The organism is Intestinibaculum porci (assembly GCF_003925875.1).
GTDB classification, from domain to species: Bacteria; Bacillota_I; Bacilli_A; order Erysipelotrichales; family Coprobacillaceae; genus Intestinibaculum; species Intestinibaculum porci.
The window spans coordinates 3,056,931-3,082,409 of record NZ_AP019309.1 but is presented as its reverse complement, the minus strand read 5'-3'; the positions used below and the strand labels follow the sequence as shown (position 1 = coordinate 3,082,409).

The 25,479-nt window shown below is 36.6% G+C and carries 24 protein-coding genes and 1 pseudogene; 23 read left to right on the top strand and 2 right to left on the bottom strand.

The window, feature by feature from the left end; all coding sequences use genetic code 11:
* Positions 1–21 precede the first annotated feature (21 nt).
* From SG0102_RS14715 to SG0102_RS14615, 23 genes and pseudogenes are all read left to right on the top strand, one after another.
* A complete protein-coding gene (locus SG0102_RS14715) occupies positions 22–1,662 on the top strand; it encodes an alpha-glucosidase (protein WP_125120638.1) in 1,641 nt (546 codons plus the stop codon).
* Positions 1,663–1,755: 93 nt separating this feature from the next.
* The gene (gene ispD / locus SG0102_RS14710) at positions 1,756–2,391 is read left to right on the top strand and encodes a 2-C-methyl-D-erythritol 4-phosphate cytidylyltransferase (protein WP_125120636.1); all 636 of its coding nucleotides are present in this window, start codon (positions 1,756–1,758) and stop codon (positions 2,389–2,391) included.
* Between the two features lie 20 nt (positions 2,392–2,411).
* Positions 2,412–3,587, top strand: a complete 1,176-nt coding sequence (locus SG0102_RS14705) for a hypothetical protein (protein WP_125120634.1) — start codon at positions 2,412–2,414, stop codon at positions 3,585–3,587.
* Between the two features lie 767 nt (positions 3,588–4,354).
* Positions 4,355–4,687, top strand: coding sequence for a hypothetical protein (locus SG0102_RS14700; protein ID WP_125120632.1), 333 nt, complete (start codon positions 4,355–4,357; stop codon positions 4,685–4,687).
* Positions 4,688–5,313: 626 nt separating this feature from the next.
* Positions 5,314–5,601 (top strand): 30S ribosomal protein S6, encoded by a 288-nt coding sequence (gene rpsF / locus SG0102_RS14695; RefSeq protein WP_125120630.1) that lies wholly within the window; start codon positions 5,314–5,316, stop codon positions 5,599–5,601.
* Between the two features lie 13 nt (positions 5,602–5,614).
* Positions 5,615–6,232, top strand: a complete 618-nt coding sequence (locus SG0102_RS14690) for a single-stranded DNA-binding protein (protein ID WP_125120629.1) — start codon at positions 5,615–5,617, stop codon at positions 6,230–6,232.
* Between the two features lie 13 nt (positions 6,233–6,245).
* Positions 6,246–6,476, top strand: coding sequence for a 30S ribosomal protein S18 (gene rpsR / locus SG0102_RS14685; protein WP_029071399.1), 231 nt, complete (start codon positions 6,246–6,248; stop codon positions 6,474–6,476).
* Between the two features lie 80 nt (positions 6,477–6,556).
* Complete coding sequence (locus SG0102_RS14680) at positions 6,557–7,432, top strand: DMT family transporter (RefSeq protein WP_125120628.1); 876 nt, start codon at positions 6,557–6,559, stop codon at positions 7,430–7,432.
* Between the two features lie 563 nt (positions 7,433–7,995).
* On the top strand, positions 7,996–8,898 hold the full coding sequence (locus SG0102_RS14675) for a DUF2232 domain-containing protein (protein WP_125120627.1): 903 nt from the start codon (positions 7,996–7,998) through the stop codon (positions 8,896–8,898).
* A complete protein-coding gene (locus SG0102_RS14670; RefSeq protein ID WP_231999819.1) occupies positions 8,895–10,862 on the top strand; it encodes a GGDEF domain-containing protein in 1,968 nt (655 codons plus the stop codon). Before SG0102_RS14675 ends, SG0102_RS14670 begins: the two co-directional genes overlap by 4 nt.
* Positions 10,863–10,864: 2 nt before the next feature.
* Entirely contained in the window at positions 10,865–11,311 is a 447-nt protein-coding gene (gene rplI, locus SG0102_RS14665; RefSeq protein WP_125120625.1) for a 50S ribosomal protein L9, read from the top strand.
* A gap of 8 nt (positions 11,312–11,319) precedes the next feature.
* The gene (gene dnaB, locus SG0102_RS14660) at positions 11,320–12,693 is read left to right on the top strand and encodes a replicative DNA helicase (RefSeq protein ID WP_125120624.1); all 1,374 of its coding nucleotides are present in this window, start codon (positions 11,320–11,322) and stop codon (positions 12,691–12,693) included.
* A 342-nt stretch (positions 12,694–13,035) separates the two neighbouring features.
* Positions 13,036–14,172, top strand: coding sequence for a hypothetical protein (locus SG0102_RS14655; RefSeq protein WP_125120623.1), 1,137 nt, complete (start codon positions 13,036–13,038; stop codon positions 14,170–14,172).
* Between the two features lie 104 nt (positions 14,173–14,276).
* Positions 14,277–15,293: an IS1595 family transposase gene (locus tag SG0102_RS14650; RefSeq protein WP_125118233.1), complete on the top strand. Its 1,017-nt coding sequence runs from the start codon at positions 14,277–14,279 to the stop codon at positions 15,291–15,293.
* Positions 15,294–15,436: 143 nt separating this feature from the next.
* Entirely contained in the window at positions 15,437–17,884 is a 2,448-nt protein-coding gene (locus SG0102_RS14645; RefSeq protein ID WP_125120622.1) for a SpaA isopeptide-forming pilin-related protein, read from the top strand.
* 171 nt (positions 17,885–18,055) lie between these two features.
* Positions 18,056–18,769: a hypothetical protein gene (locus tag SG0102_RS14640; RefSeq protein ID WP_125120621.1), complete on the top strand. Its 714-nt coding sequence runs from the start codon at positions 18,056–18,058 to the stop codon at positions 18,767–18,769.
* Positions 18,766–18,939, top strand: a pseudogene (locus SG0102_RS16015) (DUF7601 domain-containing protein); the annotation flags it as partial. The gene SG0102_RS14640 and the pseudogene SG0102_RS16015, both read left to right, overlap by 4 nt.
* 15 nt (positions 18,940–18,954) lie before the next feature.
* Positions 18,955–19,170 (top strand): hypothetical protein, encoded by a 216-nt coding sequence (locus tag SG0102_RS15325; protein WP_148668871.1) that lies wholly within the window; start codon positions 18,955–18,957, stop codon positions 19,168–19,170.
* Positions 19,171–19,226: 56 nt separating this feature from the next.
* Positions 19,227–19,733, top strand: coding sequence for a signal peptidase I (gene lepB / locus SG0102_RS14635; protein ID WP_125120620.1), 507 nt, complete (start codon positions 19,227–19,229; stop codon positions 19,731–19,733).
* On the top strand, positions 19,733–20,455 hold the full coding sequence (gene srtB, locus SG0102_RS14630; protein WP_125120619.1) for a class B sortase: 723 nt from the start codon (positions 19,733–19,735) through the stop codon (positions 20,453–20,455). The genes lepB and srtB overlap by 1 nt, the downstream gene beginning before the upstream one ends.
* On the top strand, positions 20,452–21,300 hold the full coding sequence (locus SG0102_RS14625) for a hypothetical protein (protein WP_125120618.1): 849 nt from the start codon (positions 20,452–20,454) through the stop codon (positions 21,298–21,300). Before srtB ends, SG0102_RS14625 begins: the two co-directional genes overlap by 4 nt.
* A 72-nt stretch (positions 21,301–21,372) precedes the next feature.
* Complete coding sequence (locus tag SG0102_RS14620) at positions 21,373–23,304, top strand: NAD(P)/FAD-dependent oxidoreductase (RefSeq protein ID WP_179951177.1); 1,932 nt, start codon at positions 21,373–21,375, stop codon at positions 23,302–23,304.
* Between the two features lie 55 nt (positions 23,305–23,359).
* Complete coding sequence (locus SG0102_RS14615; RefSeq protein ID WP_125120617.1) at positions 23,360–23,968, top strand: thymidine kinase; 609 nt, start codon at positions 23,360–23,362, stop codon at positions 23,966–23,968.
* 18 nt (positions 23,969–23,986) lie between these two features.
* On the opposite strand, the gene SG0102_RS14610 is transcribed toward SG0102_RS14615, so the two are convergent.
* Positions 23,987–24,637 (bottom strand): HAD family hydrolase, encoded by a 651-nt coding sequence (locus tag SG0102_RS14610; protein ID WP_125120616.1) that lies wholly within the window; start codon positions 24,635–24,637, stop codon positions 23,987–23,989.
* A complete protein-coding gene (locus tag SG0102_RS14605; RefSeq protein WP_125120615.1) occupies positions 24,634–25,278 on the bottom strand; it encodes an HAD family hydrolase in 645 nt (214 codons plus the stop codon). The genes SG0102_RS14610 and SG0102_RS14605 overlap by 4 nt, the downstream gene beginning before the upstream one ends.
* Positions 25,279–25,479 lie beyond the last annotated feature (201 nt).

Below are 25,479 nucleotides of genomic sequence, written 5' to 3'. Positions count from 1 at the left end.
AGGGCAGGAGGTTTGTATTATATGAATAAAGCTTGGTGGAAAGAAGCCGTTGTTTATCAGATTTATCCACGATCATTCAATGATAGCAATGGCGATGGTATTGGTGATCTGCAGGGGATTATCTCACGTTTAGATTACTTAGAAAATTTAGGCGTTGATGTCATTTGGTTATCTCCTGTTTATGCCTCACCGAATGAAGATAACGGATATGATATCAGTGATTACTATGCCATTATGTCCGACTTTGGGACAATGAAAGATTTTGATGAGTTATTACAAAAGGCCCATGAACATCACTTGAAAATCGTCATGGACTTAGTGGCTAATCATACCAGTGATGAACATCAGTGGTTTATTGATTCCCGTAAATCAAAAGATAATCCTTATCATGATTATTATATCTGGCGTGATCAGCCAAATAACTGGGGTTCTGTCTTTGGCGGCAGTGCCTGGCAGTATGATGAAAACTTAAATCAGTACTACTTACATAACTTTGCCATTAAACAGCCAGATTTGAACTGGGAAAATAAAGCTGTCCGAGACGATTTGTATAAGATGATGCGCTACTGGTGTGATAAAGGTATCGATGGCTTTAGAATGGATGTTATTTCGATGATCTCTAAAGATCAGAGATATCCTGATGCACCTGTTCCTGAAGGGGCTATTTATGGTGATCCCACCCCTTATACTGTCGATGGGCCACGTATTCATGAATTCTTGCAGGAAATGAATCGTGAAGTCTTATCGAAATATGATTTATTCACTGTCGGGGAAACCCCTGGTTTAAGCGTTGAACGAGCTTTGAAATACGTTCAGGAAGATCGTCATGAATTAGAAATGGTCTTTACTTTTGATCATGTCTCTTTAGATGGCGGTGACTATGGTAAATGGTCGCAGAAGAGAACAGACTTAGTAGAGCTTAAGAAAGCTATTATGAAATGGGTTAAAGGCTGTGAAAATGGCGGCTGGAACTCTATATATTTAGATAACCATGATCAGCCTAGAGCGGTATCTCGTTTTGGTGATGATGGTGAGTATCGCGAAATGAGCGCGAAATGTTTAGCTTTAACATTGCATCTCATGAGAGGCACTCCTTATGTTTATCAGGGTGAAGAATTGGGTATGACCAATTATCACTTTACTTCATTAGAGGAATGTCGGGATATTGAAGAAATCAATGCTTATAAAGACTTAGTAACGGATCGTCATATTTATAGTGATCAGGAGATGCTGGAAAATATTTCTTCTAAAGGCCGTGACAATGCCCGTACACCGATGCAGTGGGATGATTCACAAAATGCCGGCTTTACCACTGGCACACCTTGGATCAATGTCAATCCAAACTATAAAACTATTAATGCGGCTGCCCAGGTCAATGATCCTAATAGTATTTATAATTTCTATAAACAGTTAATTGCTTTACGTCATGCCCATGACATTATTGTTTATGGAGAAATGGATCTCTTATATGAAGACGCCCATGATTTATTTGCCTATACCCGCAGTTACAATGATGAAAAGATTACTGTTTTAGCAAACTGGAGTGATCATGAAGTCACTTATGATTTAACACCTGAAGGTGATTTACTCATTACTAATGATGAAGATGTAACACCTCATACTTTAAAACCTTATCAGGCAGTTGCCTACTATAAGAAATAAGAGCCTGTTCGATCAGGTTCTTTTTTCATGTTCACTAATGAAATTGCGTAATAGGTTAAGAACCGTTACAATAAGAATAGGATGGTGAAAGAAATGAATCATTATAGTGCCATTGTATTATGTGCCGGTCGAGGCAGCCGGACAGGATTACAATATAATAAAATGTTTTATAAAATAGATCATAAAACAATCTATGAAATGACCATGTCTGTCTTTTTAAATGATGAACGCTGTAAGCAGGTGGTTGTTGTCTGTAAAGATGAAGAAAGAGATGACTTTGCCTCATTAATCCAAGATCCGCGTATTACCTTTACCCAAGGGGGAAAAGAACGCCAGGATTCTGTTTTTGAAGGCTTAAAGAAAGTAACAGAAGATTATGTTCTCATTCATGATGGGGCCAGACCATATTTAAAGAAAGATCTTATTGATCGCATCTTAGTGTGTCTGGAAACTCATGATGCCTGCTTACCAATGGTCAAATGTAAAGATACTATTAAAAGAGTGATTGATGGGAAAGTGATCGAAACGCTCAAAAGAGAAGAACTCTATCAGGCGCAAACGCCACAGTCTTTTAGAACATCACTTATTTATCAAGCTTATGATGAAGCCATTCGTACACATCAGCAGGTAACTGATGATGCGAGTGTCGTTGAGCTATTACATCATGATGTATACGTTGTCGAAGGAGACTATGATAATATTAAAGTTACCACTAAGGAAGACTTATAATGCGGAAAGGAGGATTTTTTATGGATCAGAAATTTGATATTGAAGAAAGACTCAAAGCTTTCATCGAGATGGGAGATTATGAAATCATCGATTCTACCGAATATTTTTATCGCTCTTATAACAAAACAGAGTTAATTGCGCTTTCTCGTCAGCTTGGTAAACCGATTAAGACAAAGTATAAGAAAGCCGAAGTCGTCGATCTTTTCATGAAGCAGTTCATGAATGAAGAAACCCTTACGAAAGGATTAATCACAATCAATGATCGCGCTTATGAGCTTTTAGATGATATTGTACATGATGATGTCACCGGACATTTACTCAATTTGATTGATCTTTTAATGCTTGATCGCTTAGAAACGAAAGGTTTCTTCTTTATTGCAGACTCAGAGACCTTTGTGATCAGTAAAGAAGCAACTAAGATGGTCAAAAAGATCTTTAAAAATAAAGATTATCAGGCTTTACGACCAAAGCTTTCTTACTTAAATGCGATTATCTCGTACTGTGATATTGTCTATGGTGTTATTAACCTGAATTATGTACAGCTGCTTTATCAGTATAAGTTCCCTAAAGCAACGGCTCAGGAAGTTCTTGATCTTTATCATCAGTTACCTGATCCGGCTATGACTTATGATGAAGAGAAGAAAGATTTTCTTTCTGATTTTGTGACAAGAGAAAATGTTTATGATGATGTCGTTAAGTTACACCAGCAAAATATCATCTCCTTACCTTCCAAAGAAGAATTAGATGATTATCTCTATTATGGCTTTCCTTACAGTAATCAAGCCTATCTTCATTTATTATTCTTTTTAATCATCAATAGTATGGACGATCTGACTCAGCCTATTCATGATGTCCATGAATTATTCAAAGCCGTCAGCTTTGAAGTGCCTTTCCAGGATCTTTTAACTTACTATGATGATTACATTATTGATGATGATATGCTGGAAATGTTTGTCCCAATCATTATGGAATGTTTCAACACATCTAGACACTTTAAAAGCAATGGTCATATCCCTGATGAAGATATGATGAACTTATTAAAAAGCGGTGGTTCTATTCCCTTACCAGATGACGAACACCTGCTTGGTGAATTAAAAAGTCATCTGGATGAGCTTCACGACATGGGATTTGATATTAATGATTATAACGAAGTCGTCCTTAAAGATCGTGATGACACTGATGGATTTGTCTCATAGTCACTTTTTAAGTGACTATGTTTTTATGCATCCTTGTATTCAAATATACTTGATGAAATCAACAAAAAATACTTGAAAGCGATCACAAAAGAGACTATATTGTAATTAGAAAGAAGGAGAAAAGATCCTTCGATCAAGGGATACTCAAATAACATATATTCATGAGCATGGCATAACAAAGTGATCAGAGATCCATAAAGAGGTTGAAGATACGGAAAAGCCAGAAGTAGTGCGAAGTGAACATGAAGTTGAATCAGATTATGAGTCTGGTAATGGATTGGAATCTTAAAATCCGAGCACGTGGTTGAGTTTTGATTGGGTGAAAGAAACGGACATAAAGTCGCCGGGAATGGAACCTCGAGCAAGTTAAAGTCAAAACAAAAAGGCAAACAATAGCTAGCCTGAATACCGATCACAAGTATCGAAGTCATGAATAGCGTTAAGAGAGTATCTTTTAGTTTGCCTTGAACGCCACCAAAAGCGTCCTATTCTCGATCATTCAGCAAATTAATCATATCCTATCTGAGTGATCAACTTTCCCACATATACTATTATTTATTTCATTGCTGTTAGCAGCCTATAACATTACTACATAATATTTTCATTGTCGCGATTGATTGGCGTAATTGATCGGCGGAAAGATATGGAAATCGGCGAAAAGGATCGGCGGAAAGACCTGAAAAACGGCGAAAACAATCGGCGAAAAGGGTTGGAAGTTAGCGTAATTGATTATGCTCTTGTGGCATGAAAAATAGGAAGGTGCAATAATGGCAATTATTAAAAGAACGACTAAGACTATTGGTATTATCTATGTTTATGAATCAAAGAGTTACTGGGATTCAGAAAAGGAACAGGCACGTTCTAAACGAAATTTGATTGGTAAGATTGATCCGGAAACGGGGAAGATGATTCCTAATGGTAAAAAAGGACCACAAAAGAAAAAAGAAAATGGATCTTCAACTGCTGAGGAGAGATTATTGGCGGAATTAGCTAGAGTCAAAAAGGAAAATATGGATCAGCATATGCTTATTGTTGATCTTCAAAAGAAGATAGAAGCATTAAATAATCAAAACAGTAAATTGGCGATATTAGAAAGTTAACTGTATTAGAAGAGAATAAGTAGGATAGTTATCAAGTATACTAAAAATTTGAGTTATTGTTTTTATGCATCCTTGTATTCAAATATACTTGATGAAATCAATAAAAAATACTTGAAAGCGATCACAAAAGAGACTATATTGTAATTAGAAAGAAGGAGAAAAGATCCTTCGATCAAAGGATACTCAAATAACATATATTCATGAGCATGGCATAACAAAGTGATCAGAGATCCATAAAGAGGTTGAAGATACGGAAAAGCCAGAAGTAGTGCGAAGTGAACATGAAGTTGAATCAGATTATGAGTCTGGTAATGGATTGGAATCTTAAAATCCGAGCACGTGGTTGAGTTTTGATTGGGTGAAAGAAACGGACATAAAGTCGCCGGGAATGGAACCTCGAGCAAGTTAAAGTCAAAACAAAAGGGCAAACAATAGCTAGCCTGAATACCGATCACAAGTATCGAAGTCATGAATAGCGTTAAGAGAGTATCTTTTTTTATACTGAAAAATAATGAAATAATCATTGCAAAAGGGATTTGTTAACGTTATAATGGACGAGCATGTAAAGAAAATTTACTGCCTGTCTGCTTTAAGCAGACCGTATAGACCAAAGGAGGTAAAAACAAATGAACAAGTATGAAATTATGATGATCTTCAAACCTGATCTTGAAGATGAAGCTAGAGCTTCTCTTGTAGAAAACTTCAAGGGTATCTTAACAAATGGTGAAGGTGTTGTTGATAACGTCAGCGAAGAAATGGGCTTACGTGAATTAGCTTATGAAATCAAAGACTACACTAAAGGTTTCTATGTAGTAATTGATACTCATACTACTCCAGCTAACATCGCTGAATTTGAACGTTTATCACGTATCAACGCAAACGTATTACGTCATTTAACATTACGTCGCGACTAAGAGGTGATCGCCAATGATGAACCGTGTTGTGATCGTTGGACGTATGACAAGAGATCCTGAATTAAACCGGACAAGCGGTGGTAATTCTGTATGTCACTTTACTTTAGCACTTGATAGAAATTTCAAGTCTGGTGACGGACAGCAGGCTGACTTTATTCCAGTTGTGGTTTGGAATAAACAAGCAGAAAACGTTGCTCAGTATTGTGGCAAAGGATCACTTGTTGGAGTTGATGGAAGACTGCGTTCTCGTTCTTATGACAATAAGCAGGGACAGCGTGTCTACGTCGTAGAAGTACAGGCAGACAGCGTACAGTTCTTAGAAACAAGAGCTGCACGTGAAAGATATCAGGCAAATGCTCAAAGTCGTGTCTCAAATGATAACTTCTACAATGGCAATAGTTATGGTAATAACCAGCAGGCTAACAGTTATCAATCGCAGAATAACAATTATTCTCAGCAGAGCAATAGCTATAACAATGCGGCTAATACAAATAACTTCAACCAGAATACAAAACCACAGAACCCAAACCAAAATAATGACTTCTATGATATGAAAACAGTAGATGTTGATAAAGACTTCGATGAAGCGGTGAACAGCTACGATATCATGGATGACGATATTCAATTCTAGAGGAGGAAGAAAAATGGCTTACAGAAAACAGAGAATGGGCAGAAGAAAAGTATGTTACTTCACTAAAAACCATATCGAATATATTGACTATAAAGATGTTGAATTATTAAAGAGATTCATCTCTGCAAACGGTAAAATCATCCCTAGACGTGTAACTGGTACTTCAGCTAAATACCAGAGACAGTTAGCAAGAGCTATCAAACGTGCTAGACAGATGGCTTTATTACCATACGTAGTTGAATAATCACATGCAAACCTCGGTTAATCCGGGGTTTTTATTTTATGTGAAGAGGACTATAATAGGGATGGTTTAAGGGGGAAAATATGTCAAAGATTACATCTTATGTGTTGCTTATCTCTACTTTTGTGATTTGGGGAACACTTTATGTCGTATCAAGTTTTGTATTAGGCAAACTGCCGACCTTTACCGTTGCTTTTTTACGGTATTTCATTGGTTTTATTGTCCTTTCTCTATTCTCGTTAGGGAAAAGAGAAAAGATTGATAAAGCTGATGTTCCATACTTTTTACTGATTGGTATTGTTGGCTATTTTATCAGTGTTGATGCCCAGTTACTAGGAACAAAGATTGCTGGTTCATCCATGGCCTCACTTATTAACTCTACTAATCCGATTATGATTTCTGTTATGGCAGCCTTATTTCTTAAAGAGCGGATGACGCCGGGGGCCATCTTTGGTTTACTATTATCAGTCGCCGGTGTCTTTGTCATTATTGGTGTAGGGTCTAAAGTAGCCATTGCGGGAATGGTCTTATCCTTTATATCCGTCTTATTATGGTCACTGACCAGTGTAAATACCCGTAAGATCGGAGCAAAGTATTCTTCTATCACGATTACGAAGTTTGCTATGGGGATGGCATGTATTTTTAACTTCCCTGTCGCCATCGGAGAGATTGCCCTCACCCATCCAGTGGTTCAGGTGGATGGTTCGGTTATCTTATCTGTTTTATATATTGGTTTGATTTGTACAGCTTTAGCGAACTTCCTCTGGAATCGTTCCCTTGGTGTGATTCCCGCCCATATTTGTGCCAGCTTCTATCCGATTCAAACCTTAACATCCTCTGTATTAGGTATTCTCTTATTACATGAAGCCTGTACTTTATCTTTTATAACTGGAAGTATTTTGATTATTGTTGGTGTATTACTCAGTCTTGTGCCCCTGCGTCAAAAAGCTTATGCGTAAAAGCGGTGAGATTCATCGCTTTTTTGGTTTGAAGGCAAAAAGAGAACCGGATGGGACGTCCGGTTCTCACAATTGGGATTTTTATGAAGGGAAATTTATGAAGAATACTCATCTCTGAGTACACGTATATCATACCAAGAAGATATGGCTGATTATTCAAGAAGTGATGGAAGAATATGTGAAAGGAAACGTGAAAAGAGAACCGGATGGGACGTCCGGCTCTCTATTTGGGATTTTTAATTATGAAGGGAAATTTATGAAGAAGTACTTACTTCTAAGTACACGTATATCCTAACAAACAGTTATGGCTGATTGTTCAAAGAAAAACAGAAGATTGTGTGAGTGAATAAATGAAAAGAGAACCGGATGGGACGTCCGGTTCTCCAATTGGGATTTTTAATTATGAAGGGAAATTTATGAAGAAGTACTCATCTCTGAGTACACCTATATCCTAACAAAGACATATGGGAAGATCTTCAGGGGAAAATGGAAGAAAATGTGAAAGAAGCTAGTATAGGAAATAAAAGCTATATATGGTAGAATAACGCCAGGATGTGAAAAAAATGAAAACAAGAAAATTAGTTTATGGGGCAATGATTGCGGCCTTAGTAGGCGTCATTTCATTGCTTAACTCTTATACCGCAGGGACCTTTGATACCCTGATTGGTTATTTTATGGTCATTCCTTTTGCCTGGTATGGCTATACCTATTCTTTGAAAGATAATTTACTAGTGGCTTTTGCCAGTATTATCATTGTCTTATTCACCGGCTTACCAACATTTCTGATTATTGCCTGCTATGCAGCGGCTTTTGGCACCTTTGTTGGAGAATGTTTACATCGCCAAGCGAGTAAAGCGACGATGTTACTGGGTGGTCTGATCATTTCCTTTGTCGTCAATTTATTAGAAGTGACTATCTTAGCAAAGATTGTCGATATTAATATGACCAGAGATATGACGTCGGCTTACAATTCAATTATCAATTATATGCCACAAATGAAAAAGACGATCAGTTTATCACAGTTCCTTAATCTGATTCCGATGATGATTCTGTTATTGTCCGTAATGGAATGTTATGTCATGTTAGGGATTACCCAAATTGTGATGTTAAGACTGAAAGTGCCATTTCCTGCAAACTTCCATATTGCGACCTTCAATATGGGGAAACCTTTTGCCATTATGGCGGCGATTGTCTTTGGCATCAGTATGTTCTATTTACAAAAATATCAGTTAAAGAATCAGGTTGCCAATTATTTATATTATGGTTCATTTCTGCTCTTTGCCGTGCAGGGCATGTCCTTTTTAGCATTCATGATGTTATGTTATAATCATCCTAAGATGCCAGCCTTATTATTTATTTTATTCTTTATTCCAATGGTAGCACAGCTTTATGCATTGATTGGCGCATTTGATGTGTTTACAGGAGCAAGACAAAGATTATATAATAATATCACGAAAGGGGGATGAGACCTGTGACAAAGAAAATCAGTCAGTTAAGAAACCTCTTTACCGTCTGTCTTATTGTCGAAATTGTATTGTTATGTGGGATCTATGTGGTTCTTCCAAGTAAACCACTCTTTATTTTAGTACTCTATATTATGGTCAAAAATATTATTGTCTTTGGCTGTATGATGTATACCGGTTATGTTTTAGATCGCAATGCCTTAAGTGTCAGTGAAGCTTTAAGCTCTGATGCTTCTAATGCATTGATCTTTGGCGGGGTCGGTTTAATCATGTATGATGATAACCGTAATATCACCTGGGTCTCAGACCTGTTATTAGCCATGAATATCAATATCGTTGGGGTAAAGCTCTTAGAATGGCAGCCAACTTTAGCGGGCCTATTCGAAGATGAAGATATCCGTTTAATCGATGTCAAAGGCAAGAAGTTTGAAGCCTATAATGCGGCAGGTTCTCATCTCATCTATTTAAAAGATGTCACTCAGTATGTCGGCTTAGAGCAGGACTATACGGATCAGCAGATGTGTTTAGGCTATTTAACGATCGATAACTATGAAGAAACCCTGCAGAATGTCGATGAACCAAAAGCGGCGCAGATCCAGGGAATCTGTCGACAGGTTATTGTCGACTGGGCTTATAATAATGGGATGATCATCCGTCGTTATAAAACTGGCTCTTATATGTTATTCTTTAATGAACGTATTTATAAGAAACTCGTTGAAAACAAGTTTGATATCTTAGATACCTTCAAGAAGGCCTGTCTGGAATTAGATGAAGTTATTACCTTATCCATTGGGATTGGGAGAGGAACGAGAGTTTTAGGTGAATTAGATCAGCTCGCTTCGCAGGCTTTACGTTTAACTTATTCCCGAGGCGGCGATCAGGTCGCTATTAAATCTGGTAAAGATCGTGTTCGTTTCTTTGGCGGCCGCAGCGATACAATGGAGAAATCCTCTAAAGTACGTGCTCGTGTTATCGCTCAGACGTTAGCCGGCATTATCCGTCGTTCTTCTAATGTTTATGTTATGGGTCATAAGTTCTCAGACTTAGATTCCTTTGGGGCTTCTATTGGAATGGCCCGTATTGTGCAGGCTTATGATAAGAAAGTCAATATTATCTATGATCCCGAATCACTAGAAGATAAAACGGCAGGGGTCGCTGAACTCGTTAAAAAAGATGAACGTTATAAAGGCTTATTAGTCAGCTATTCCGAAGTGTTAGAATACATTGATAAAGATTCTTTATTAATCTTAGTAGATCATCATAAACCATCATTATCGATCTCTAATGTCATGTTAGAGAAAGTGAAAAATAAAGTGGTTATTGATCACCATCGACGTGGTGAAGAATTCATTGATTCACCAATTCTTACATATCTGGAACCAAGTGCTTCCTCAACTGTTGAGTTGATCATTGAATTATGTTCTTATGAAACCAACGATATTCATTTCAATGATTTTGATGCGACGATTATGTACTCAGGTATTTTAGTCGATACTAATCAGTTCAGACAGCGTGTTGGCGTCCGTACTTTCCAGTCGGCTGCCCGCTTAAAAGAAATGTCTGCCGATGTCATTCGCGCTTATGAATTCTTAGAGGATTCCTTTGCGAAGACCGTTGAAATTATTAAGATTACGGAAAGTGCTTATCAGTTTAAAAATGATATTCTCATTGCCCACAGTAATGACAATGAAGAACATGCTCAGGTAACGTTAGCGAAAGCCAGCAACCGCTTATTAAATGTCTCAAATGTCAAGGCGGCGTTCACAGTTGGCCGTGTTGCCAAGAACAAAGTGGCGATTTCCGCTCGTTCATCGCGTGATATCAATGTCCAGATGATTATGGAATTAATGGGCGGCGGAGGTCATTTCACGATGGCTGCCTGCCAGTTAGAAGATGTGAGTGTTGATCAGGCAACACAGCAGTTAGAAAATGCAATTAATCAGTATTTAGATGAGAGAGGAGAATAATTATGCAAGTTATTTTATTAGAAGATGTCAGAAAAGTAGGGAAGAAAGGCGATATCGTTAAAGTCGCTGATGGCTATGGCCAGAACTACCTTATTAAAAACAAATTAGCAGTTATGGCGACGCAGCATGAACGTAAAAACTTAGCTGCAGAAAAAGCTGAAGAAGCGGCTCAGGAAGCATTAAAGAAAGAAGAAGCCGAAGCTTTAGCAAAACGTTTAGAAGACATTACTGTTGAATTTAAAGTAGCTACTGGTAAAGAAGGTCGTACTTTTGAACATATCTCTACTAAACAGATCGTCAAAGCTTTAAGAGAACAGTATGATATCAAAGTGGATAAGAGAAAGTTCATTAATGCTTATCCAATTGGTAACTTAGGGACAACGAAATTAAAGATTGAATTATTCAAAGGTGTTATTGGAACAATTAACGTACATTTATCAGAAAAGTAGGATGATCTATGGAAAGTGCAAGAGAATTACCGCATGACTTAGAAGCAGAACGCGCCTTATTAGGGGCGATGCTCATTGATAAAGGAGCCTGTGATGAAGTCATCAACTTAGCGACTCCAGAAGATTTCTATTATGATCACCATAAACTCATTTATGAAGGAATGAAATACCTTCATGATGGTGGTGCACCCGTGGATGTCACAACCGTGACATCCTATTTAATGGATAAAGGCGTTCTTGATAAAGTAGGCGGTGTTGAATACCTCTTACAGTTATCAGAATCCGTACCAACCACAGCTCATACCCAGTATTATTTGAATATCCTTAATAACCGTTCATTGCTGAGAAGACTGATCAAAGAATGCACGGATATTATTTCTTCTGCTTATGACGGAGATGTCGGGGATATGAATGATTATATCAACGGCGTGGAAAAAGACTTCTTAGATGTTACGCGCGATCGTAATGCCGGGGAGTTTAAAGATATTCATGATGTCATTGATGAAGTGACCCAGCGTTTATACAAACTCCAGCAATCAGGCGGAGTTGTCTCAGGGGTCAAAACCGGCTTTAGAGAACTCGATAAGTTAACCTCTGGTTTTCAGCCTGGTGATTTGGTCATTATAGCCGCCCGTCCATCCGTTGGGAAAACCGCATTTGCCTTAAATATCGGTTTTAACTCTTCTCATAACAGTGAAGAGGCGGTTGCTATTTTCTCACTAGAAATGCCAGCAACGCAGTTAGTTAACCGTTTGATTTGCTGCGCAGGGAGAGTGAATAACGATTCCCTAAAGAATGGTTCTATCTTAAAAGAGAATGCCAGCAAGTACTACGCTGCTGCTGAACGTGTCGGTCAGTGTAACCTTTATATCGATGATACCGCCGGGATCAAAATTGGGGAAATCGCTGCGAAATGCCGTCGCCTTAATCAGGAAAAAGGCTTAAAGATGGTCATCATTGACTACTTACAGTTAATCCAGGGACCAACCAATTCCAGAGAATCCCGTCAGCAGGAAGTCTCTGATATTTCTCGTCAGCTAAAAGCTATGGCCCGTGAATTAGAATGTCCGGTTATTGCCTTATCACAGCTCTCCCGAGCAGTTGAACAGCGTAAAGGTAAACCAATGTTATCAGATTTACGTGAATCCGGGGCTATTGAACAGGATGCCGATATCGTTGCCTTCTTACATCGAGAAGATTATCAGAATAAAGAAAAAGAGCAGGAAGTGAATGGGATCACGGAAATTATTGTGGCGAAGCACCGTAACGGGGCTACTGCCGATATTAAATTAGTGTTCGAAAGAGAATATTCTTGTTTCTCTAATTATACAACTGAAGAAATGCCGGAAGGCGCAGGAATCAGAGATGTTAGACCACAATAACATCTCTTTTTTATTATTTTGAAAATGACTTCAAATATATATTTTTAGAATAGTTTGATTTTCTTGAATTTCTATTGAAAGAGGTCTAAGATATCCTTGAAAGTTAGTGATAATCATTACTATTTATTTCAAAAGTGATATAAATTAAAATATATTGCATGAAAACATGTAAATTTGTAATGAAATAAAATAAATTGTCACATAATAAAACATATTAATATACGGGATATGTGACATCTTTGTGACCAACCCATGATAATCTAGCGTTACTTGAGGAAACGGGTATCCTCAATAAATAGGAATAATATATATGATTTATTGCATAGCGGGAGGTGTCAGGCAATGAAGAAATATAGATATACAGCTTTGCTAACATTCATCATTTCTTTAATGATGGTTGTCTCTGTTGTCTTTCCAACAGTAGCAAGTGCAGAAGATTCAATGACATCTTCTGCTACACAAGAAACAACTCATCAAGATACAGCAGAGCAGTTAACAGCGCAGGATACAGCAGATGAACTTACCAAAAAGGATACGGCTGATCAGCTAATAACATCTTCTCCAGCATTTGATGCAGAGAAAACAATTGATGGTGTGAAAGTCAAGGTGTCTGCAGATGCTAATGTGTTCCCAGAGGGAACAACAATGGAAGTCAAAAAAGTGACTTTAACATCACAGGAAAAGAAATTAATTAGTGAAAAACAAGATGATAATAAGAGCACAATCAAGCAGTATTCTTTTGATATTACTATGAAGAACAAAGATGGTGAAGAAATTGAACCAGATACTTCCAAAGGTAAAGTAAAAGTAACGTTCACAAATGATTATGTGAAGATGTTAAGTACTGATGTCTACCATATTGTAGATGATAAAAAAGCTGAAACATTAAAGCTTGATCAGGTAAAAGATACCATCACAGGAGAAACAAAAAGCTTCTCAACTTATGTCATTGATTTTAACTATGATAATAGCAAGATCTACTATCTTTATGGTGATTCAAGTGTCTTAGCTTCTAAGCTATTAGCTCAATTACTTACCGATGGTACAACTATTGATGAATCCAAAATCACAAATGTAACTTCAACTAAAAGTTATATTACTGCAAGTAAAGCAGATAATAAATGGACTATTTCTGCTGATCCTAATACAAAATCAGATGTAAGTGCTGGAGCAGATGTTACGATCACATACGATGGTAATGATTATACAATCAATGTGAAATATACTAAAACTAAAGATACAACAGGTAAAACTGATTCATGGATAAACAATTTCAATTATACGCCGTCAGGACAAACAGTAACTTTAACGAAATTTATAGGGACTGTAAAATCTATTTCTATTTATCCAACGGTCACAATAAAAGGTACAGAATATAATAATGTAAAAGTAAAATCAAGTTTATTTGCAGTAAGTAATTCACCAAATGCAAAAAATCTAGAGGAAATTAATTTTATTGGTCGTGTTGTTAACAAATAAGTGACTTTCACATATAAGCTCCGTATTTATCCCTTTCAAGCGATGTATTGAACATCAGGATATATGTATATTTGCTAAAATATATAGTACCTGGAGGTATTAATATGGAAATTCAAAACATTGCTGCTAACTTATCTAATATTAAACTAGATCAATTTCAAATTGAACAGATTCTTGATATGGTTGAGGAGTATATTGAAGCTAATGAAACTGCGTCTACACCTATCATAGAGCATTGCCCAAAATGTCCTGAAAAACATCCTAAAATGATCAAAGCAGGACACACAAAAAGTGGCAAGCAAATGTATAGATGTAAAAGCTGTAATAAACGCTTTGTAGCGGATACCGGTCAATTAACTTTCTATTCACATCAGAGCCTTTCAAAGTGGAAAATTGTTCTTAAAGATACACTCAACGGTTTAGCTTTACGCGAAACTGCATTCAAAATCGGTGTGCATTATGTAACTGTATTTAGAATGCGTCATAAGCTACTTCATTTCATTGAAATGATCCTAGCTAATGATTCTGTAGGTGATGTAGCTGAAATAGATGAGAAGTACATCCTGGCGAGTCATAAAGGGACCAAGCTGGAAGGCGTTGATCCTCGAAAACATGGATCAATAGCACCGAAACCAGGCATAACTGATATTCTAGTATGTATTATGACCGTAGTTTCCCGAGGCGGAAATACATTTATTCACACCTATAATACCGGTCGACCTACTGACGTGAATGGCTATGAATTTTGTCAGCATATTGATAAAGAAAGCTACTGCTTTATAGATGGTATCAATATTTATGACTGGAGTCTGAAAAAACGAAATTGCGGCGTAAAGCATCTAAAACTCGATGAGTATACAAAAACTGATCATTTGAATACTGTAAATGGACTTCATTCATTTATTGAATCAGAAATCATCTATTATAGAAATATATCTACAAAGTATATAAATAGATATAACTCGTTATTTATGATCCAATATAATTTCAGAAAACTCAATATCAGCGAGAAAGTTACAAAGCTTTTAGGGATGCTGAGACAGCATCAGCAATATTTCTACATTCGCCAACTCAGTAAAGAAAGTATATTTAAGTTTAGCAATAGTATATTTGATCTGTAAAAATAAAGTTAATGGAATTTATGACTCGTAGAGAGATATTAAATTGTGCGCTATCAACTAAAAATCATACCAAGTCACTAAATTGTTAACAACACGTTATTGGTTCATCTTCTAAAAGTATTGCTACTGCTGATACTTCTTTAATGTCGTTCTTTTATGGCTGTACTTCATTAAATAAAGTTGATTTAAGTGGTTTAAATACTTCAAATGTAACTAATATGGTGTCTTTCTTTAGCGGATGTACTAGTCTTACAAATGATGGTAAAACAAGTTACATTAAATTTAATAACGGAGATAAATCGTATTTTACAACTAGTAAAGTCACAAATATGTCTTATATGTTTTATGGTAGCGGAATAACAAAATTAGATTTGTCCGGCTTTGATGTATCATCACTTACGGATATGTATTCTATGTTTGCTAATTGTAGTGGCTTAAAAGAGATCAATTTATCTAGTTTTAATGGAGCAGTTTCAACTGAATATGCTTCTACGCCTGGTCTACCATCTTCCTTTTATCCGTTTACAGGTTGTAATAATCTAGAAGAAATTACTTTTGGATCAAATTGGCATCATGCTGATTCTAAAACTTATTTAAAATTAGGTGTTTCTGGGTATTGGAAATACACTTCAACTTCAAACATATATACGAGTGATGAACTAGATAGTTCTTTTGATGGAAGTACAATGGCAGGTACCTATAAGAGAGTAAATGTGGCTGGATCTGATCCTCAATATGAAGCTAATGGTAGTCTTTATGGTAATAATATTTGGGAAATTCATGATCCTGCTCATGCATTTCATGGATACTGCTTAAATATAAAGAAGCATTATCCAGACGGCTATTATGATAAAGTTAAATTAGATGATAATATAAATAAAAAAACGAACTCGGATGAAAATGGACATTCTAATTATATTGGAGACTATATTAGTTCAAATAGTGGGTGTGAAACAATTGGTGGCGCAAGTCCAACAATGAATAGAGCATTAATTGCATTAATATATTGGTCTGATGACTTCATATCTAAAGGACAGCTAAACCAAACTGAAGCTCAGGATTTGATTTGGTTATATACTGATCAGTATGATTTAATTGCGAATAAAGATTATACAAATGAAACACAGACAATCGAATTTGATCATACTAATAAAATATTCAAGTTTTATTCTATTGACTCAGGAGGAAATAGAACAAAACTAAAATATACTTGGGATTTAAAAACGTACAATTATGATAATATACCTGATCATGATAAAGTTAAATTATATATTTATTCTCCATCTTCGAGCAATACAGAAAATGTGCAAAACTTATTATCAATAGAGGGCATTCATCCTGATGTAAGAGCGGGAGTAAGAGTAAAGAAAGAAGACCAATTTGGAAATCCTGTTATTGGTGCTAAATTCGGTCTTTATGAAGATAAAAATAATGATGGTAATTTTTCTGAAGATGAACAAAAAACTACATTTACAACAAGTGAATTAGGGTACGGTGGTATATTCTCAATGGATAAGACTACAGGATTAACTGAAGGTAGTTATGCTGTAAAAGAAATTTCGGCTCCAAATGGTTATTCTATTGAAACAGAAAATATAGATAAGTTTTATAAATTTGAAGTAGGACCTAATGATGATCAAAAGATAATCGATGTGGGAGATAAAGTAACTTCTAGCGATGGAACGTCAAAAGTTGTTATTAGAAACACAAAGATAAGAGATAAAGGCGCAGGATTAGAAATAGTAAAAAAAGATTCTAATAATCATTTGCTCCAAGGTGCTGAGTTCACGATCACTGATGTAACAGAAGGTGTTGATGATTCTCTAAAAGATAAAACAATTACTATTGTGACTGGTCAGGATGGTATTGCAAGAACTGGTAAGCTCTCATTACAAATTGGGCATAAGTATCACATTGTGGAAACTAAAGCTCCTGATGGATATGAAGTTAATCCTAACATTGAAGATGTCACCGTTAAAGATGATGATAACTTGAAATATATACAAAGAACTGTGATTGATAATTCAGATATACCTCACGATGGTAAACTTATAATTCGTAAAATAGTTACTGGGCTACCTCTTTCAGATGATACGTTTAAATTTAAATTGAGTTTATTACTTCCAATGACAAACTTTAATGAATCATTAGCAAAATATCCAATTACTATGAAAATTGTTTCTGAAGATGGTTCGGAAGATTATAGTGGTCGTTTTATTCCGACGGGAACAAGTGATGGTATTACAACATATTTGATGAATTTTTCACTCAAAAATGGACAATACCTGTATATAAGTGGTCTACCTTCAAAAGAAGACGGTAAATATACATATCAAGTATCAGAGTCAAGCTATGATGGCTATACAACTTATGTTAAAAATGGCGATGGTAGTTATACTCAAACGAATTCAACGGGGGGAAATATAACAAGTACTTCAACTGTAGTATTTAAGAATGAAATTCAAAATGTTGTACCAACGAGTGCTGATACATTCACACGATCACCATTCTGGATCACTATTGCATTAGGTGCATTAGTTGTTATTTATATCAAAAAGAGAAAAAAGAAATTAATGACAAATAGAATGTGATGCTGATAGATATAAAGAATAGTGATGGGAGTGATGAATAACTACAATAACATCCTAATGTAAGGGACACGGTTCTTTAGGGGTAATAAAGTGTTTAATTAATGAATATTAAACACCAGTGTCAACTAACAAGTAAGAAATTGAGACTACGAATCTAGGAGGGAGAAACTTATGAAAAGATTTAGATTCATGCCGAAGCTTGCAGCGGCAATCGTTTCTGCAGCAATGATTTTCTCGGGAGCTGTACCTACATTTGCAGCTGAAGGAACAACTAATGTTTTTACAGTTTATTTAGGTTTAGAAGAAGGTGCACCAGTTCCTAATAAGACAATTAATTATACAACTGAAAAAGTAAGTGCACCAGCTGGTGCAACAGCACCAGATTTAGGAGATTTAACTGCGACGTTTTCATCAACTGATAGCCCTAAAAAGGTAAGTGATCTAAGTGATACAGAGAAGTTAAAGGCGAAACTAAGTGATTTAAAACGAGATTATTATGCTAGTACTAATGTTTCTGTAAATTGGTCTGATAAAAAATTTGATAAAGCTGGTGTTTATAAATATAAGATTACAGAACAAAAATTAGATGGAAAGTTTAACAACGATCCAAGTACAGTAAGATATTTGGACGTGTATGTTGATGCTTCTGAGTCAAACGGAGAATATACTTATTCTGTTGCTGGAACGGTTTTTCATGAAAATGAGTCTGACCCTGTAAACGATAAGAATGAGGTAGAAAATAAAAGTTTAGGTTATTTTGATTCTTATAATTCTGTTGATTTGACTTTTGAAAAGAGAATCTCTGGTAACCAGATGGATAAAGATGATAAGTTCCTTTTCACATTAAGTTTGGAAAATCTTGAAAAAATGCAACGTATAGTATAACAGTCGCTGGAACGACAACAACTTTTACTTCAAAATATGGAACGCATTCTAGAGAAGGTTTACAATTAGGTGCTGGAGACCAAATTATACTTAAAGGGTTACCAAAAGGCGTTAAATATACATTTACTGAAACAGATTCAAAAGGATATACACCATCTTATCCTGCTCCTGATACTAGTAATACAGTGAAATCAGTGGGTGACCCGGCTACAACACCAACTGCTACTAATTTTACAATTACGGATGATAGTGTTGAACAGAATACAACTTCTGTAATTGTTAATACAAAGAAAGGTACTGTTCCTACTGGTGTTATCTTTGCAGTAGCTCCATTCGCTATTGGTGCAGTCGCAATTGCTGCATTTGTAATCTTGAAAGTACGTAAAGCTGTTAAACAGTAGTACAATACATTAGGAATGCTTTAGGCATTCCTAATGCTTATGATAGGAGTATTGATATGACCGAAGAAAAGAATGTTAATGGTAAGAAAGCTTTAAGAGATCTTGCTATTAAGATTGGAATGTATATTTTAGCGGTGATTCTGTTATTTACGTTTGTTTTGGATATTAAGATTCAGTATGGGAATAACATGTATCCAGCGATTAGAGATGGAGAATTGGTTATTACTAACAGATTAGCACATAGTGATGTGGAAACACCTGTTATTTATAAACATGATGGATCAAAGAAGGTAGGCAGAATTATTGCTACAGAAGGACAGGTTGTTTCTATTAATGGAAATGGGAAACTGTTAATTAATGGAGTACAGCCAGCGGAAGAAATCTTCTATAAGACATCAAAAGCAGATTCTAAAATCAAATATCCTTATACAGTTCCTAGCGGTCATTTCTTTATTCTTAATGATTATCGTAGTGATATGAATGATAGCCGTACTTATGGAGCGATCGCTAAAAGCGATGTCCATGGACCGGTATTGTTAACTATTCGGAGACGTGGTTTCTAATGGATATCAAGTTATATAATGGCTGTAAACGTGTAGAAAAGATCTTTGATAAAGTTGTTATTATTATTTGTGTGATCTGTTTTCTGATTTGTACGTATGCTTTAATAGATACCATTCATGTGTATTATCATGCGAATGATCGTTCTCTTTTAGCATTCCGTCCTGACTGGGATGATGACAGCAATAAACTGGGGAAACTGTCGAAAGACTGTGTTGCCTGGCTTTCTGTTAAGGATACAAAGATTGATTATCCGATTATGCAAGGGAAAGATAACTCAGAATATCTGAATATGGACCCTTATGGAGAATATTCATTATCAGGGAGTATTTTCTTAGATTATCGTAATAACCCGAACTTCACTGATCGCTATTCCTTAGTGTATGGGCATCATATGGAGGAAGGGGCCATGTTTGGTGCATTAGATTCCTACCTGAAAAAAGATTACTTCATGAAGCACCGTCAGGGCACAATTATTACAAAGTCTAATAAGAAATACAAGATTCAGTTCTATGCGTTATTAGAAGATTCTGCCACTAACATGGCGATCTTCTCACCTACAACAACGAATGTTTCTTCATTAGAGAATTATATTGCTTCTAAAGCTAAGATCTATATGAAACCAAGTCATCCTGATGGTAAGCTTATTGCTTTAAGTACATGTAAGTATCCGGATACGGAAGATCGTGTTATATTATTTGGACATATGGAGGAAAAGAAATGAAAAAACGTATTTATTTCAGTTTGTTTCTCGTCTTCATGTTATTGTTATCCCCAAGTGTTCATGCCCAAAATGAAACGAAGATTGGGATTCCTATACAAATAACAACAAATGGATCACAGACCACAGGTCAGGTTACATTGTCATCTGAAGATTCTTCGGCTCCTATGCCCAATGAGAATCCTGTGACCATTCAAGGTAAAGATAATGTTGTATTATCCTATACGAAGACGGGTACATGGAAATATACCATTAAACAGACTGCTGGCAGTGATCAAGATACAACGTATGATACGACGCTTTATCATTTGACTGTATTTATTGGTTATAAAGATGGTGGTCTCTATTCTATTGTCACATTGTTTAAAGATGGATCGGCAGATAAAGATGCGGAAGTGGTGTTTGCGAATACCAAAAAAGAAAATCAGGAAACTCCTGTTACCCCTCCTTCAAATAAAGAGGAAACACCAAAGAAAGAAACACCTGTTAATAACAAGAAAACGACAACAGAAAAGAAAAAGACGAATAAGAAGACCAATAACAACGGCAAAAACAAGAATCAAAAGAGTTCTACATCAGAAAACGGCGCTGATGGTTCAAAAGACCATAAAAACGGCAACGACAATGATCGTAGTACTGAAGGATCAAGTGATGATGTCAATGGCTCCAAAACGGGAAGTAATGGAGATAAGACCACATCAGCAAGTAAAAATGGTCATAATAATACGGGAACAAAAGGTGTGAAAACATCCGATCCAACAGTTATTATTCCTTATGTTATTGCGGTGGTTTGTTCCTTCGCAGTGCTGGTCTTCTTATTTGTGAGATCGCTGCATCAGAAGCACTAAGGCTAGTCCTTAGTGTTTTTCTTTGCTTCTTTTAATGTAAGCGGTTATAATCATTTTAGGAGGACTATCATTATGAGTTATACAAAATTGTTTGAAAAGGGCAAGATTGGACGATTGGAATTAAAGAATCGTATTGTCATGCCGGCCATGGGATGTTCATTAGCCTCATCAACCGGTGAAGCATCTCAGGAAATGATCACTTATTATGCGAAAAGGGCGAAAGGAGGGGCTGGTCTCATTATTACGGAGATTACCCGTATTGACGATGAAACGGGGATTGGTACACCAAATCAGTTATCAGTAACGGATTTGAAGCATATCCCTCAGTTAACACGTTTAGCAGAAGCTGTTCATGCGTATAATACAAAGATCTTTGTACAGTTACATCATCCAGGGAATCAGACGCCATCACGTTTATTACATGGCAAACAGATTGTCTCTGCAAGCGATGTAACGTGTTCAGTGATTGGAGAAAAGCCACGTGCCTTAACAACCGAAGAAGTAGAAGGATTAGTGAAGAAGTTTGTCTTTGGTGCATATGTGGCCAAAGCAGCTGGTATTGATGGCGTGGAATTACATGCCGCCCATGGCTATTTATTAGATCAGTTCATGTCTCCCCATACCAATAAACGTACTGATCGCTATGGCGGGGATTTCTTAGGACGAATGCGTATGATTACAGAAATCATCAAAGGCATTCAAGCTACCTGTGGTCCTACTTATCCTATTAGTGTACGTATGGATGGGGCTGAATATATTTCTGATGGTATTGATCAGGCAGAAGGCATTAAGATTGCCAAATACTTAGAGTCTTTAGGCATTCAGGCTTTAAATGTCAGCTGCGGGACCTATGAATCAGGCTATACGATTGTCGAACCAGCGATGTTAAAGGAAGGCTGGAAAGCAGATTTAGCCAGACAGATTAAAGCCAATGTATCGATTCCAGTTATTGCCGTGAATACAATTAAGCATCCCGCATTTGCGGAAAGCTTATTAGAAGAAGATGTCTGTGACTTTGTCGGCATTGGCCGTGGCTTTTTAGCGGATGCAGAATGGGGCACAAAAGCGCAGAAAGGACAAGACTTATATATCCGTAAATGTATTGGCTGCCTGGAGTGTTTCCGTATCTTAAATACCTTAAGACCAGTAGAATGTACTTTAAATCCATTATTAGGAAGAGAATACCATTGGGATCATTTACATAAAACCGGTCAGCATCGAAAAGTGGCTGTTTTAGGCGGCGGCCCAGCAGGGATGGAAGCCGCCATTGTTTTAGCGAAGAGACAGTTTGATGTCACTTTATTTGAAGCGACAGATAAACTGGGCGGGACGATGAATTTAGCGGCCATTCCGCCACATAAGGAATTATTAGGAGAATTTGTGGAAACGATGGCGGCTCAGGTCGAAGAAGCGGGTGTCCAGGTTGTTTATAACACAAAGGCAACCCCTGAAGATTTAAAAGAAGCCGGCTTTGAAGCAATCTTTATGGCGATTGGCGGACAGCCAATTGTTCCAAACTTACCAGGTATTGATCAGGCTATTACGGCTGAATCTGTTTTAAAGGGTGAACATGATTTACATGATCAGAAGATTGTTATTATTGGCGGTGGTGTCACCGGCTTAGAAACCGCGGAAACTTTAGCTAAAGATAATCAGGTAACGGTTATTGAAATGGCCAATCAGGTAGGTACCACATTATATGCATCTTATCGTGGTGTCTTACTTAAAGAAATGCATGATATGGGGATTACTATTAAAACAGAACATCGTTTAACCCATATTGAAGATCATCAGGTTTATACAAAGCATGGTGATGAAGATGTCGCTTTTGAAGCGGATACTGTTGTTTTAGCGATGGGTGTCAAACCAAAGAGAGAGGCTTTAGAAGACTTTGAAAAAGTCTTTGATCAGGTTATTCTTTTAGGTGATACAGATCATCCAGGACAAATTCGTGAAGCTTTACATAGTGCTTATGATCGCGCCTTTGTCTTTGATTTAGGTTGAGCAAGTCTTTAAACTCCTGTATAATAACTAAGGTTGAAAAGGGGTAATAAATACAATGTACAATCAATATCGTGAAGGATGGCTAGAAGTCATTTGTGGCTGTATGTTTGCCGGAAAAACAGAAGAACTCATTCGTCGTATTAACGTTTTAACATTCGCTAAGAAGAATATCTTAGTCTTTAAGCCAAAGATTGATAATCGTTATTCAGAAACCGAAATCGTTTCTCATGCCGGGGCACATGTGCCTTGTATTGTGGTTGATAGTTCAAAGAAAATCTTAGACTATATTAAAGAAGATACCGATGTTGTAGCGATTGATGAAGTCCAGTTCTTCGATGAAGATGTCATCGATATTGCAGAATACTTAGCTGATAGCGGCTTACGTGTGATGTGTGCGGGGTTAGATAAAGACTTCCGTGGCGAACCTTTTGGGGTTTTACCAGATTTATTAACAAGAGCTGAATTTGTGACAAAACTGACAGCTGTTTGTGCAAAATGCGGTGCACCAGCTACGCGCACACAAAGAATTATTAATGGCAAACCAGCTTCTTTTGATGATCCTGTTGTCTTAGTTGGCGCTAAGGAAGCTTATGAACCAAGATGCCGTCATTGTCATGAAGTGGTTAATAAACCATTTAAATTTGAAAAACGTTTAAAACGATAAAAAGTGTGACTTAAAAAATCACACTTTTTTTGATTCTATAAGGGCGATGACATCGTTTAACGATGACACCATATAAGCAGTCATCGCTTGATAACGTTTGCCAGGGACTTTTAAATCAGGAATGCCAATTACGGGAATATGGGCATTATAGGCGGCGCAAATCCCTGCTTCACTATCTTCTAAGACCAAGGCGTCTGCTGGATGTACATTTAACTTTTCACAGGCTTTTAAAAACATTTCAGGGTCAGGTTTTCCTTTGGTCACTTCTTCAACACAAATGCTATCAGTCATATAAGGGAGGACATCTTTTTCAAGAAGATGCTGCATCCAGGCTCTTGGTGAAGAGGTTGCTACTATGGTTTTATAATGATGGTCCTGTAAGTATGTAAGTAAGGGGATTAAACCTTTTTTAAGAGGAACACCATGTGTATCGATTTCTTCTCTCATCTTCGCAAATATCTTTTCTAAGACATCATCAAAAGGAAAGTCATCACCATATTCTTTAAGAAATACTGTTTTGACATCACGATCAGGTAAACCCAGAACCCCTTTGTAAAAGTCTTCACTCATTGTTAAACCCATTGTCCCTAAGACTTTCTGGTAACACTTTAAGGCTAATCGTTCACTATCAATCATTAACCCATCCATATCGAAAATGACAGCTTTCATTTTTCTAAAACCTCAATCACTTCTTTTAAACTTGGAACAATAGCTGTCGCCATTGATGCATATTTTTCTTCTGGATATTTCATATCTGGTACACAGATAACGTGAATATGACCGCTGTGAGCAGCCTGTAAACCCGCTTCACTATCTTCTAAAACAAAAGCATCGCTAGGCGCTACATGTAATTTCTCACAGGCCTTTAAAAAGATCTCAGGATCTGGTTTACCATGCGTGACTTCATCACCACAAATAGAATCATCAAAATACTGATGTAAATGGGCTAAGTCAAAAATGTGATCAACACGTTGACGATCACTAGATGTCGCAACGATCGTTGAATAATGATGCGCCTTTAAATACTCTAATAATTCTATTAATCCTGGTTTAAGTGGCACACCTTTCTTTTCAAATTTATTATTGATTGTTTCATGGGTTTTCTTTAATACCTCATCAAAAGGGAAATCCTGTCCATATTGATCATAGAAACATTTCTTAACATTAGGGACAGGTTTCCCTAATAACGTTTTATAAAATGTTTCATCCATGGTATAACCCATTGGTGCCATCACTTCCTGATAGCTTTCAAAAGTGACACGCTCACTATCAATCATTAATCCATCCATATCAAAGATTACAGCTTTCATATTCTCACCTCATTTCCATCCTAACAAAAATACGATATAGATGTTCTCTATTTTCACAAACTAAAAAAGCAGAAAGAAAATCTTCCTGCTTATAAAAAATTAGAGCCAGGGTATTAGTCCGGCCCTTATAAAACGATTACTCGTTTTGAACGACAACCATATAATAACTATATTAAAGACGCTTGTCAATGTAATATTTAA